The sequence below is a fragment of the Pseudidiomarina atlantica genome, assembly GCF_000753735.1.
Lineage (GTDB): Bacteria > Pseudomonadota > Gammaproteobacteria > Enterobacterales > Alteromonadaceae > Pseudidiomarina > Pseudidiomarina atlantica.
Genome location: NZ_JPIN01000004.1, coordinates 29,928 through 43,205, shown reverse-complemented (window position 1 = coordinate 43,205; position 13,278 = coordinate 29,928). Strand labels below are relative to the sequence as shown.

The following is a 13,278-nucleotide window of genomic DNA, read 5'->3' as shown; positions in this document are numbered from 1 at the left end:
AAAAGTCAACGCACTAGCAGCCCTAGCTCAAGAGCTTTCAGCACTGCACGCGTGCGGTCTTGCACGCCAAGCTTGGCAAGTACAGTGGACACTTGATTCTTCACGGTGCCGGTTGATTTGTGCAAGGCTTCAGCGATTTCTTGATTGCTAAGTCCAGCAGCCATCAATCGCAGTACCTCAAGCTCCTTGTCCGACAAGGGCTCAGCAAGTTCACTGGTAACTGACGGTGGTGCCGTTTGCAAATCGGTCAATAAGCGTTCGGTCAGACTTGGTTGCAACCAGGTGCCGCCGTTGTGTAAGCACCGAATAGCTTCCACCAAAGTTTCCAACGAAACATCTTTTAACAAATATCCTTTAGCGCCCGCCCGAATTGCCGTCATGATGCTGTGATGATCATCAAAGGTGGTCAGCATCAACACTGGAATTTCGATATGCTTTTCACGCAGCAATGCTAATGCCTGTAAACCATCGCATCGGGGCATACGAATATCCATCAGCACCACATCAACTGTCTGTTCCAGCAGAAAATCTACGGCAACCTGCCCGTCTGCTGCGGTAGCGACGACATCGATACCCTCTGCTAGCGCCAGTAAGCTTTGTAAGCCTTGGCATACCAGCATCTGATCATCGACGAGCAGTACGCGAATGGTCATAGCGCCTCCGTCGGAATCGAACAGCGAATGCACAAACCTTCACGGGTATCAATGTGGCATTCACCACCAACCGCAGCGAAGCGCTCATGCATGCCCTGCAGACCATTTCCTTGGCGCAGCTCGGGCCCAACGCTCCCATTGTCGCGCAATTCCAACAGCAAGCCACGATCAGCTTGGGTCATCACAGCGATGGTCATTGCATTCCCACGAGAATGGCGTAGGAAGTTGGTGATTCCCTCTTGGGCGGCTTTCACAATGGCATCGGCAATCTCAACATCAGTCACCTGTACCGTGCTATCCATCTGCAACCTTATAACGCGACCATCGATAGTACCTGTGAGTGCATTGAGTGCTTGGCGAATGTCGAGTTGTTCGTTATCGCGCAACTCGGCCACGGCTTCACGCACGTCTGCGAGTAACAGTTTGGCAATACGCTGACTTTCGCGCACCATTTGCTGCGCTTCGGCTGTAGACTTGCGCTCCGCCACCTGCAAATGAATACTCAAAGCGGTCAAGTGGTGACCCAGTAAATCATGGATATTACGCGCGATCCGAGTTCGCTCTTGTTGCCGACTCGCTTCGCTAAGCAGCGCTTGCGTGGCACGGAGTTCGCGGTTGAGCTGTTGTTCGCGCTCGCGACTCCGTTGTTCACGCAATTGGCTGGCAGTCATAGTAATCGCGAATAGATGAAACGCCCAAAATAACAGAGCGGACAACCAAGCATCGTCCATCTGCCAGCGCCACTGATAGATCACCCCAAAGACCGCCGAGGCCGCAAGGGCGACCAGTGCGGCCTTACGCACCGTCATGAAAATAGGTAACTGCGCGCTCCACATGGTCAACAGAATTGCCAAGAAATTATAGGGGGTTAGCCAGTACAACGGATAAATGAAGACGAGCTGCAGACATACCAGAAGCGTTCGGGTCTGCGGCTCGCGCTGAAAGGCGCGATCTCGAGTTGCCAAGGCAAACAACACAATAAAGCCCAACAGGAGTGCGAGCGTGAGCGACCAACGCGGGTCAGTTAAACCCTTGGGCAAGTCATCGGCGTACAGCCACAACACGATAACGCTGAGCAGACCCCACGTAATGAGGCCTGCCCAACGTTCGATACTGACTGCTCCGGCATCCTCACGCATTACACCACGCCTTGCGCTATCATGGCGTCAGCAACCCGACGGAACCCCGCAATATTGGCTCCTAATGCAAGGTTCTTAGGAGCATCAAACTCTTCCGCTGTGCGTTTCGCATCCTGATAAATTCGCTGCATGATGTCCTTCAGTTTCTCATCCACCTCTTCTCTACTCCAGCGTGTCATGCTTGAGTTTTGCGCCATTTCGAGCTGGCTAGTTGCAACGCCACCGGCATTGGCAGCTTTGGCGGGACCAAACAGCACCTGTTGTTCAAGCAACAAATCGATGGCTTTGTTGGTACAAGGCATGTTGGCGCCTTCAATCACCGCTTTTACACCATTTTCTAATAAGCATTGGGCGTCTTGCTCGTTCAGCTCATTCTGGGTTGCACAGGGAAATGCCAAATCAGCTGAGTAACGCCAAATTTGTTGACCATCTTCGGGATAGTCATCACTAGCGGTGTATTCAGCATCATCGTGGGTTTCTAGATATTCTCGCAAACGCCCACTTCGCACTTGCTTTATCTCTTTTATCAAGTCTAGATCAATACCAGCTTGATGATACAGGGTGCCACTGGAGTCAGAACAAGCGATGGGTTTAGCACCTAGCTCGTAGAGTTTTTCCATGGTGTAAATGGCGACATTCCCCGAACCCGACACCAAACACTTCTTGTCTTCGAGCGTATCGTCAGCGTCTTCAAGCATGTGTTGAGCGAAGTACACGCAACCATAACCCGTCGCTTCGACACGCAACGCAGAGCCACCCCAAAGTGTACTTTTACCGGTTAATACGCCATCGAAGCGATTGACGATACGCTTGTACTGTCCGAACATATAACCGATTTCGCGGGTACCAACGCCAATATCACCGGCTGGGACATCAGTGTTTGGTCCAATATGCCGATACAGCTCTGTCATAAACGCTTGACAAAAACGCATAATTTCGCCGTCCGACTTACCTTTCGGATCGAAGTTGGCACCGCCCTTGCCACCGCCAATCGGCAAACCTGTCAGCGCATTCTTAAAAATTTGTTCAAAGCCAAGAAACTTTACGATGCTTGCGTTTACACTCGGATGAAACCGCAGACCGCCTTTGTAGGGACCTAAGGCCGAATTGAATTCAATACGATAACCTTTGTTGACTTGTACTTTGCCATCATCATCAACCCAAGTGACGCGGAACATCAGTTGCCGTTCCGGTTCCAACATACGTTCGATAATCGAGTGCTGACGATATTTTGGGTTCTTTTCGAGCAGTGGTGCTAGCGATTCAAGGATTTCTTCAACTGCTTGGTAAAACTCAGTTTGTGCAGGGCTACTCTTACGTAATTGTTCAATACTGTCATGAATATAAGTCATGGATCCTCCTTGTCGCTAGGGATACGGCCTTACTTTCTATTTTGACCACATTTGACCTACGCATGGCTAGTCCTTTTTGCTATTTTGCTCAAGGAATAGCCAAAGAATAGTCGAACTTCGGAGATTTTTATGTGTGGCCGAATGAATGTGATTGCAGCGCCGATTACGCAATACCTACAAGAGCAACTCGGGCTTGATTTTCAAACCGTAGACAACAGTGATTTGCGTCCCACGCAACGCGTTGATGTCATCATGTCGAGTCAGAGAGGCTTGCTTCAAGTGACGACTCATTGGGGGATTCAGCCCACATGGGCAAAGCATGCTTTGATCAATGCTAAGGTTGAGACTGCGGCGCAAAAAACCACTTTTAAACGGGCATATGCGGAGTCGCGCTGTTTGATACCGGTGAGCGGTTGGTATGAATGGCGTCTCGAAAATGAACGCAAACAAAAATATCTGTTTAGCGCGCGCAACCAGCAGCCTTTGTTGATGGCAGGTATTGTTTTCAAAGGCAAGCAGGGACCTGAATTGGTCACCTTTACCACCGCGCCAACGCCAACCTGCGCGGTTTATCATGATCGCATGCCACTTATTATTCCAAGCCAGCACATCGACTATTGGTTTAACTCGACCCCAGCGCAACTTGATGCAGTTGCACGTCATGTCGAGGACGACGCTATCGCAGTTGAACGCGCATAAAAAAAGCGCTAGCAATAGTTGCTAGCGCTTTTCAATTAAGCCTGATCAGTTGTTACGCGCGACGTCGGAACAAGGCTAATACTAAGGCTCCAAATGCAAACCATACTGGGAACGAGCTACTTGTTGTTGCGTGATCCAAGTTCGGTGCTTCTTCTTCCGTTGGAGGCGCAGAGCCGCCATCGTCGACATCAGGATCGCCGCCGTCGTTATCGCCAGTATCACCTTGCACCGTCGCAATCGCGACGACCACTGGGTCGTGATCTGAACTACGGAACGGGTCTACACTGTAAAGTGCCGCTTGTTGCGTTTCGTCTTTGTACTCAGTGTTGTAGTCGAGGACTTCCGGCTCATCTGAGTTGATGTGCCAGTTTGCAACCGCCACAACCTTCTCACTCAAGCTTGCCGATGCAAGTGCGTGATCCAGTGAACCCGATAGACCATCGAACACATAAGTGTGGTTCTGCGCACCTAACACGTCCATCTGCAGGTCAGCGTAGCCACCAGCTACCAATGCTTGAATTGGGTCTTCCATACCGTAAGCGTTCAAGTCACCGATAATCAACACGTCTTCGACGTCGCGACCGGTTGGGTCACCAGCAATCCACGCCATCAGCGTTTCAGCCGCTTGTACACGTGTTGCATTCCAACAGCCTTGACCATCGTTGTTGTCTTGGTCGCCAGCCGCTGCGCTGTCACTACAACCGCCTTTCGAACGGAAGTGGTTCACCACAACAGTCACTTCATCTTCGTTGACCAAATCGTGGAACGTCTGCGCGATTGGCGGACGGTTACCAAAATCGAACGGTTCATCAGTAGTAAATACCGCTGTACCGGTTTCGGCTACACGATCAGTGCGATAAATCAACGCGTTAGTAATTTCATCACCACCAATGTACTGCGCGTCGCCAAAGGTCACATAAGCCCATTCGGCAGTGTCGACCGCATTTACTTCGGCGACCAGTTGCGCTAATGCACTAGTTTCTGCGAAACCATCGTTCTCAATCTCTTGTAAACCGATGATGTCAGCATTCATGCCCACAATTGCGGCGACCAACTTGTCGAGTTGACGCTCAAGTTCAGCGGCATTGTCTGCGCCACGACCCGAGTCGATGTTATTGCCTGCACCATCACCATTGAAGAAGTTTCCAACGTTGAATGAAGCAACACGCAAATCACCTTCATCGGCCAAAACTGGCGAGTCGGTACGTGGGTTAGTGTCGACGTACTGCAAGTCGCTCGTCGGTAACAAACGGTATTCGCTGAACGAGTAATTGATCACACCTGTTGGGCGCGTGATTTCTGTACCCAAACGTAATGGATTGAGTGCGCTTAAGCCACCCGCTGGGAATGGCACTACTGCCGGGTTACTGCCACCTTGCGCGTCATCAATTAACATCGCATTCAGGCCATAATTCACACCGCTACCTGCTGCTGGTTCAGCAACTTGCGTCGGGGTAAACAAACGTTCTGCAGCAATCCAGAACTCACCGTAGCGACCCAAAGTTTCAGTATTGGTCACAACAACGTCATGCTCGAAGCTGACTAACATGCCTTCAACCGCTTCAAATTCTGCCATTTCGGCGACCGGCAGACTGAAGTTCGCAGGCGTTACACTGGCACCAGTGCTACACACTGTGATCCCAGTTAAGCCACTGATTTGCGTTGAATCGTAGTATTCGCTGACTGCGCCAGCTAAACGTACGACATCACCCACGGCAACTGCTGTGTCTTGATGGTAAACAAACACACCTTCTGACGTGCTCGCATCGGCATCTTGATCGGCATCTTCTTCTTGCAAGAAAAAGCCATCCAATGGACGATCGCCATCGAGGAATACACCAGTAACAACGGCTTCAACAACAACTTCGTTACCGACTACAGGGCTAGAGAAGCCACTCCCTTGCACAGCCGAAATCAATGTTGCACTGTCACCACAAGCACCGAACTCAGGTGCTGGCTCTGGTTCTGGCTCTGGTTCGCCGCCACTACCGAAGCCTAAGTGTTGACCTAGGTTGCTAATATCATCGCGTTCACCAGCATTGAAGGTGTCGCTTGGGAAATACGCATCACTTGGATCGGTGTCACCAGAAAGCACCGAATCTTTACGGCGGATACTCTGCTCTGCCATGGCAACGCCATCAGACGCCCATGCTTCATCAACACCAACTTGGCCCATTGAATCGATGACAGTATCACCGTTTTTCAGTACCAGCGCATCGTTACCGTTGTAGAACAGGTTACCGGTTTTGTCAGCAAGTGCTTGAATCGCATCTGAAGCTGACGGATGTGCAACTACATAAATTCCGTTTGCTGGGAGAGTTCCCTCTAATGCAACCGTGTTGCCAGCAGTGGTGCTGCCATTTGAATAGACTTCAAGAACATAAGTACTGAGGTTAATCTCGGTAGTGCCAGCATTGTAAAACTCGATGGCCTTGTTGTTGCTGCTACCTTCGATATACTCAGAAATAATAATATCGGCATGAGCCGCGCTGCTGGCTAATAGTGCCGAAACAGCGAGTGCTAGGTTATGACGTTTCATAGTCCTTCTCTTATAGTTGTTTATTCCACGTTAACTGCCGAAGCACTATAACGCACTTCCAATAACAATTTAATGACTTTTTGTGACAGGCGAATGACATCATGACGCAAAGCTACAAAATTCAAGAAAAGCGCATCTACGAATCGTTCGCAAAGAGTGATGGTCAACGCATATTGGTCGACCGATTGTGGCCACGAGGTGTGAAAAAAGAAGATGCAAAGCTCAGCGCTTGGTGCAAAGACATCACTCCCTCCGACGCGTTGCGTAAGACCTATCATGCCGATAACATCGATTATCCAACTTTTGTGGAGCGTTATTGTGCTGAACTTGAGGGCAAGGAAGATGTACTCATCGAACTCATGCGCTATTGCCGCCAAGGCAAAGTCACCTTGCTTACAGCCGCGAAAGATGTCGAGCACTCCCATGTTCCAATAATTCACCAAGTGCTCATACAGAAACTCGATAAAGAAGATGAACAAGCTGACGGCAACGCGTTAAGTTCTCCGGTATGCTATGCAGATGTAATAGATGAAGTAACGCAAAAATGACAACGACCAACGATTTTATTGAAGTCTATGACGATGCCCTGAGTCCTGAACTATGCCAGCGCATCATACGCACTTTTGAGCAAAGTCCGCATGTGCAGCAAGGCCGCACCGGTGGCGGTGTTGACCCGAGCAAAAAACTGAGCACGGATCTGTATCTCAACCAGCACCCCGAGTACCACCCCTTATTGCAGGAAATTATTCAAGCGACCGAACGTTGTGCGGTCGAGTATTTCAAAAAGTATCGCTTTGCCTTGATTGCCCCAGTTGCGCTGCAAGTTCGGCACCCACAGACCGGCGAAGCCGTTGCGCTTACCCATGAAAACTTCGATGAAGTAGCGGTAGGTAACGAGGCGGCATACATGCGATTACTCTATCGCTTGGGTCCAATTCAAGCGCAAAAGTATCTGCGTGGGCAGGGTAATTACAACTATTGGCACTGCGAAGTGTTTCCGCAACAGCAGGGCTACGAAGCACTACATCGAACGCTATTGTTCATGTTCTATCTGAATGATGTAGCAGAGGGGGGGACCACTGACTTTTACTATCAGCAGCGCAGTATTCAGCCCAAGCAAGGGCGCATGGTTATTGCGCCCGGCTATTTCACCCATACGCACCGCGGCTGCACGCCGGTTTCGAATGATAAATACATTCTGACCAGTTGGATTCTCAGCAACCCCGGCGCACAGCTCTTTGGCTAAAATTAATTGTCACTGGTGTCGGGCAAAGCGATGCCAGTACCATCGTGATCGCGCACTTGCACATTGACCTCGATCCCACTGCGAACACTTTGAGTGACCACACAAAAGTCCTCAAACTGCGCTAACACTCGGTCGAGTTTGTCTAAGTTGGCGGCACTGTTACCGAGTTTCAATTCGACATCCATGCTGGTGACGCGCCAGCGCCCGTCGACCCGTTCCAGATGCCCTTGCACACTTGCGGTGACTTTGCCGGGGTCGCCTTTGTACTTGCGAATCGCAAACATCAGACTCGCCGCGAGACAATTGGCGGTCGCGGCCGCTAATAAGCGACTGGGGTTGGGTCCTTCACCGCTGCCTAAAGGCTCTGGTTCGTCGGTAATGATTTCACCAAACTCGCCAAAATCAATTGCGAACTTGTAGTTGTCGAGTAACTCAAGTTTTACCTCAAACGTCGGATTTTCCATGTGATCCTCTCTGATATCTGCCATAATAATCGGCTCATTTTTGTCATCTATCGTATGCGCCAGGAGAATGCTTCTATGTCGAAGAATCCGCTGTACATTCCCTATGCTGGGCCAAACCTTCTTGAAACACCGCTGCTCAACAAAGGTAGTGCGTTTACTCGGGAAGAACGAGCCATGTTTAACCTCACCGGTTTACTGCCACCGCGCTACGAAACCATCGAAGAGCAAGTCAAACGCTGTTACTTGCAATACTCAAGCTTCGATACCGCGCTGAATAAACACATCTATCTGCGCGCTATTCAAGATAATAATGAAACGCTGTTCTACAGATTACTACAAGATAATCTGGAAGAGATGATGCCGATCATTTATACCCCAACGGTCGGTGATGCCTGCGAGCAATTTTCTGATATTTACCGCAGTTCACGTGGATTGTTTATTTCATACGAAGAACGCGATCAGCTTGACGATATTTTGCGCAACGCCACCAAGCGCAAAGTAAAAGTCATTGTCGTCACCGACGGCGAGCGGATTTTGGGCCTCGGTGACCAAGGTATCGGCGGCATGGGCATTCCGATTGGTAAACTGAGCCTTTACACAGCTTGTGGTGGTATTAGTCCAGCTTACACCTTGCCAGTGTGCCTCGACGTTGGCACCAATAATGAAAAGCTGCTCAATGACCCGATGTATATGGGAGCGCGCCACAAGCGTATCGATCAAGCCAGCTACGATGAGTTCATTGAGAAATTCATGCATGCCGCGCGGCGCCGTTGGCCAGAAGCCTTGATTCAGTTTGAAGACTTTGCACAGCCCAATGCGATGCCAATTCTGCAGCGCTATCGCGATGACTTCTGCTGCTTTAATGACGATATTCAGGGCACTGCCGCGGTTACGGTAGGTACCCTCCTTGCCGCCTGCAAAGCCAAGGGTGTCGCCCTGAAAGATCAGCGCGTGGCATTCGTTGGCGCTGGCTCAGCTGGCTGTGGTATCGCCGAGCAGGTCATCGCTCAGATGGTCGCTGAAGGTCTTAGTGATACCGAAGCGCGCCAGCGTGTCTATATGGTAGATCGCTTCGGCTTGTTGACTGAGGGCATGGAGGGCTTGCGCGATTTCCAACAAGCGCTGGTGCAAACGCAAACAGACCTCGCTGACTGGCAGTACAGTGGCGAATACGCCTCACTGTTAGATGTCATGCATTGTGGTAAACCAACGGTTCTCATTGGGGTTTCAGGGCAGCCAGGCTTATTCACCGAACAAGTGATTCGAGCAATGCATAAGCACACGCCGCAACCGATTATTTTTCCGCTGTCAAATCCGTCGCGGCAAATCGAGGCACACCCTGCACATGTTATCGAATGGACCGAAGGTGACGCCATTGTCGCTACGGGTAGTCCCTATGCAGCGGTCAAATATAACGGCAAGCGCTATCCGATTGCCCAGTGCAACAACAGTTACATCTTCCCCGGCATTGGCTTGGGTGTGTTAGCGGTGAAAGCACGCATCATTAGTGACGAAATGTTGATGGCGGCAAGTAACACGCTTGCCGAAGCTTCACCTCGAGCCAACGGTGAGAGTGAAGCCATTCTGCCGCCACTCACCCAAGTCGCTGAACTAAGTAAACAAATTGCGTTTGCGGTTGGCAAGGTAGCCCAGCAACAGGGGCATGCTCTGGAGATTAGTGATGAGATGCTGCGTGAGCGTATTGAGAAGCACTTCTGGCGTCCTGAGTACCGCAACTACAAGCGTGTGAGTATTTAACTTTCCTTAACTGGCGCATTGCGTAAATTCCTTGTATGTTCAATAACATCAGACAAGGAGATTTGCGCAATGTGGTGCCGCTATCACAACATGAGACGGTGTTTGCAGCTACTCGGTGTTATCAGCTTAGTAGTGAGCGCTAACTCAGCCTACGCGCAAGACAAACAAGAAAAGCCAACGTCTGAAGACCAAGACAAAGTTGAGCAACCCATGCTCGACAGTATGCGCAGTGGCATCCATTCGACGGTAAGTTCAACCGCTGCTTGGCTTGACTCGTTTTTTACCGATAAGGTAAATCCCGAAGATTACGAAGATGTTTATGGCAGTTTCAGTATTCGCCCCGAATGGGATGAATACGATGGCTGGGAAGTCGATTCGAGCTTCCGTGCACGGGTTATTTTGCCGCATGCTGAACGGCGTTTTTCTGCCATTATTGGACGCGGTGATTTCGATGACTTTATCAACGACCAACAAACGACCCGTCCTACCGTGATCCAGCGCGATGACAGCGATGAGGAATGGATGGTGGGACTTGGCTTTGATCCGATGATAGATAAGCAACACAAACTCTCGTTTGGTGCTGGCTTGCGCGACGGTATCAACGCTGATCCATACGTACGCGCCCGTTATCGATTCGACAGTATCATCAATGATCGCAGCGAATTGCATTGGCAAACCGTTGGCTTTTGGCGCGATAGCGATGGCTTTGGTATCGCACAGACCATCGAACATGATTTTGTGTTGAGCGAAAATTGGTTCAACAAGTTCTGGATCCGCGGCACCTTTGCCGAACGCACCGAAGGTGTGCGTTGGCATGCGTCAGAAAAAATCTATTATTTATACGGTTACGAGCGCGCACTTGGTGCCGAACTTTGGTGGTACGGCGAAACAGAAGCCGAAGTTCCTCTACAAGACTACGGCATTCGTGGCTTGCATCGCTCACGCTTTTTACGCGATTGGTTGTACTTGGAGAGTTGGATTGGGCTCCATTACCCACGCGAACACCTCAACGAATCACGTGAACCACGTTGGTTAGTTGGTGTCGAGCTCGAAATGCTATTCGGTAATTAACCTACCACCACTGCAAGGCGGCACCGACACTGCGCAAGCCCAAACCGATCGCCACAACCACCACAGCAACCGCTGCAACGTTCTGCGGCAAACTATTGCGATGCTCGCCAAGGCGTTGCTGATTGCACGCCCACAATAAAAACAGCGCCATAATCGGCAGCAACAAACCATTCGCGACTTGCGCGAACATGATCACTTCGACTGGGCGGATGCCCGCCGACGCAATCAAGGTACCAATGCCGATAATGGCTAACCAGGTTAAACGAAATGGCCAGCTCTTCAATTGTCCACCATAGCCGAGAATGCCACTTAGCGCATACGCCGAAGCAAGTGGTGCCGTAAGCGACGACGATAACCCAGCGGCAAATAAGCCAATGCCCATGAGCCACGTAGCCCCTTCACCAGCTACAGGTCGCAACGAAGCACTGAGGTCTGCAGCACCTTCAAGTTGAACGGCTTGACCAAAGAACGCGGCAGCAGCGGTCGATACAATCGCAATCGAGATGAGTCCACCTAATGGAATCGATACCACCAAGTCCCCCCTGGCGCGCGGCAAGTCCTCTGCACCACGCCATTTCTGTGCTGAACTTGCGGCATGAAGGAACAGGTTGTAGGGCACTACAGTCGTACCGATCAAAGCAATCACAGTGAGCAAACTACCGGTAGGAATAGAGGGAATGAACAAGCCGCGAAAGAATGCTGTCCAATCCGGTTGTACCAACAGGAAACTCGCGATAAAAGCGACACTCATCAGCATCACTAAGCCAATCAAGACGCGCTCGAGTAGTCGATAGTTACCACTCCACAATAATACCGCTGCTAAGACCCCGAGTATCAAGGGTAACCAGCTTGCCGAGCTTCCTATCAGTGCTTCAACGCCTAAACTGGCGCCACTTAGATTACCGCCTTGATAAACGCTATTACCAATGACCACCGCACTGATGACCAGCGCCATTGCCGCCCAGCGTAGCGCCGGTCGTTGAATCTGCTCGCGAATGGCCTCTCCCAACCCTTGTCGAGTTACCACCCCGAGTCGCGCTGCCATTTCTTGTAAGATTAGTGTAGCGATGACGGAAAATGCCAACGCCCATAACAGTGCGTAACCAAAATTCGCTCCCGCGAGTGACGCGGTGACCACTGTTCCAGGACCAATAAAAGCTGCTGCCACCAGAGCTGCTGGACCTAATTGAAAATTTCGCCAGTTCATTTTTTCTTCTCTTTGTTCGCTTGGCTGCACTCAACTATACTGTTGAGTATTGAAACATGATTTGGTTAAGGGCACATCAATAGCATGCACACCGTTTATCAAGCAAGTATGGCAACGCCGCTCGGACCGCTATGCATCACCTGTAATTCACAGGCTATTACTATTATCGAGTTTACCGACGAGCTCACAGCACGCAATGATGATGTGCCGCTGCTAACGCAAGCCAAACGCGAGTTACAGGACTATTTTTCCGGTTCACGCACCGTTTTCGAATTCCCAGTACAACCGCAGGGCACGGAATTTCAACAGCGTGTCTGGCAGGCACTGCGCGGTATTAAGCATGGCCAATTAGCCAGTTATGGTGAAATTGCCAAACGTATTGGCTCGCCAAAAGGCATGCGCGCGGTCGGTATGGCGAATCGCAATAATCCAGTGGCGATTGTGATTCCATGTCATCGCGTAATTGGTGCCAACGGCACCCTCACCGGTTATGCCGGAGGACTTGATAAAAAGGCTTGGTTACTGGAATTAGAAGGGAGTGCCAATCGCCTGCGTCAATCAACTTCGTAATAGCGGCGCATAATGGTCACTTGCTCAGCAACTTGCTGCCGCAAAACTTCCGGCTCTAACACTTCGATACGCGCACCATAACTTAACAGCCAAGCAAGAAGTTTATCTGTATGCGCTACTTCTACTGTGAGCAAAATACTCTCGCCGTTAGTTTTTAAGCGCTGCGTTTCGTTTAATGGAAAGGATTCAAAGTGTGACTTCAATTCAGCATCGCATCTGAGCTCGAGTTGGACAGTTTGGACAATGTCATCTTTGGTAGCGTCAGCACCATTTTGCTGCGTAACGCGCTCTAGCATTATCCCAGGAAGCAAAGGCGCGATGGCAACATCGCTCATCAAGCTCCACCCAAAAGGCTTATTACGCTCGTCGGTGGTGAGAGGAAATATCTCAGACAACTCAATCAGATTGCGCTGTATCGTTCGTACGCTTACGTCTACCCCTTGTTCAGAGAGTCTTTCACGAAGCGTATTCACATCAATCTTTTGTGGTTGCTTTGGTATGTGACGCAACATTAACAAGTAGCGCAGTACCGTTTGCATGTATTTGAACTCCGTTTCTACTTCAGTGTCGCTTTAATTAA

General features: G+C 50.3%; 13 protein-coding genes. 6 read left to right on the top strand and 7 right to left on the bottom strand.

Annotated features, from left to right (window positions below; all coding sequences use genetic code 11):
• Positions 1-5 precede the first annotated feature (5 nt).
• Genes IDAT_RS04240 through gdhA form a run of 3 tightly spaced genes read right to left on the bottom strand, consistent with a single transcriptional unit; the run spans position 6 to position 3,144 of the window.
• Complete coding sequence (locus tag IDAT_RS04240; protein WP_034730983.1) at positions 6-653, bottom strand: response regulator transcription factor; 648 nt, start codon at positions 651-653, stop codon at positions 6-8.
• Positions 650-1,792: a sensor histidine kinase gene (locus IDAT_RS04235; RefSeq protein ID WP_034730980.1), complete on the bottom strand. Its 1,143-nt coding sequence runs from the start codon at positions 1,790-1,792 to the stop codon at positions 650-652. The genes IDAT_RS04240 and IDAT_RS04235 overlap by 4 nt, the downstream gene beginning before the upstream one ends.
• Positions 1,792-3,144, bottom strand: coding sequence for an NADP-specific glutamate dehydrogenase (gdhA, locus tag IDAT_RS04230; protein ID WP_034730968.1), 1,353 nt, complete (start codon positions 3,142-3,144; stop codon positions 1,792-1,794). The genes IDAT_RS04235 and gdhA overlap by 1 nt, the downstream gene beginning before the upstream one ends.
• 129 nt (positions 3,145-3,273) lie before the next feature.
• On the opposite strand from gdhA, the gene IDAT_RS04225 reads away from it, so the two are divergent.
• Positions 3,274-3,843, top strand: coding sequence for an SOS response-associated peptidase (locus tag IDAT_RS04225; protein WP_034730965.1), 570 nt, complete (start codon positions 3,274-3,276; stop codon positions 3,841-3,843).
• A gap of 52 nt (positions 3,844-3,895) precedes the next feature.
• Here IDAT_RS04225 and IDAT_RS04220 read toward each other — a convergent pair whose 3' ends face one another.
• Positions 3,896-6,382: an ExeM/NucH family extracellular endonuclease gene (locus tag IDAT_RS04220; RefSeq protein ID WP_051986579.1), complete on the bottom strand. Its 2,487-nt coding sequence runs from the start codon at positions 6,380-6,382 to the stop codon at positions 3,896-3,898.
• Between the two features lie 101 nt (positions 6,383-6,483).
• On the opposite strand from IDAT_RS04220, the gene IDAT_RS04215 reads away from it, so the two are divergent.
• Both IDAT_RS04215 and IDAT_RS04210 read left to right on the top strand, forming a co-directional pair.
• Positions 6,484-6,930 carry a DUF488 domain-containing protein gene (locus IDAT_RS04215; protein ID WP_034730962.1) on the top strand — a complete coding sequence of 149 codons (447 nt, stop codon included), beginning with the start codon at positions 6,484-6,486 and terminating at the stop codon, positions 6,928-6,930.
• A complete protein-coding gene (locus tag IDAT_RS04210; RefSeq protein WP_034730961.1) occupies positions 6,927-7,628 on the top strand; it encodes a 2OG-Fe(II) oxygenase in 702 nt (233 codons plus the stop codon). The genes IDAT_RS04215 and IDAT_RS04210 overlap by 4 nt, the downstream gene beginning before the upstream one ends.
• A gap of 2 nt (positions 7,629-7,630) precedes the next feature.
• Here the strand turns inward: IDAT_RS04210 and IDAT_RS04205 are convergent, their stop codons facing one another.
• Positions 7,631-8,116, bottom strand: a complete 486-nt coding sequence (locus IDAT_RS04205; RefSeq protein ID WP_081909751.1) for an OsmC family protein — start codon at positions 8,114-8,116, stop codon at positions 7,631-7,633.
• Positions 8,117-8,167: 51 nt separating this feature from the next.
• Here IDAT_RS04205 and IDAT_RS04200 point away from each other — a divergent pair, with 51 nt between their 5' ends.
• Positions 8,168-9,850, top strand: a complete 1,683-nt coding sequence (locus IDAT_RS04200) for an NAD-dependent malic enzyme (protein ID WP_034730956.1) — start codon at positions 8,168-8,170, stop codon at positions 9,848-9,850.
• Between the two features lie 69 nt (positions 9,851-9,919).
• Complete coding sequence (locus IDAT_RS04195; RefSeq protein ID WP_051986578.1) at positions 9,920-10,921, top strand: hypothetical protein; 1,002 nt, start codon at positions 9,920-9,922, stop codon at positions 10,919-10,921.
• Between the two features lies 1 nt (position 10,922).
• Here the strand turns inward: IDAT_RS04195 and IDAT_RS04190 are convergent, their stop codons facing one another.
• Positions 10,923-12,128 (bottom strand): Nramp family divalent metal transporter, encoded by a 1,206-nt coding sequence (locus IDAT_RS04190; protein ID WP_034730954.1) that lies wholly within the window; start codon positions 12,126-12,128, stop codon positions 10,923-10,925.
• An 84-nt stretch (positions 12,129-12,212) separates the two neighbouring features.
• Here IDAT_RS04190 and IDAT_RS04185 point away from each other — a divergent pair, with 84 nt between their 5' ends.
• A complete protein-coding gene (locus IDAT_RS04185) occupies positions 12,213-12,698 on the top strand; it encodes a methylated-DNA--[protein]-cysteine S-methyltransferase (RefSeq protein WP_034730953.1) in 486 nt (161 codons plus the stop codon).
• On the opposite strand, the gene IDAT_RS04180 is transcribed toward IDAT_RS04185, so the two are convergent.
• Positions 12,683-13,237 carry a WYL domain-containing transcriptional regulator gene (locus tag IDAT_RS04180; RefSeq protein WP_034730951.1) on the bottom strand — a complete coding sequence of 185 codons (555 nt, stop codon included), beginning with the start codon at positions 13,235-13,237 and terminating at the stop codon, positions 12,683-12,685. The two genes, IDAT_RS04185 and IDAT_RS04180, sit on opposite strands and share 16 nt — an antisense overlap.
• Between the last annotated feature and the right edge of the window lie 41 nt (positions 13,238-13,278).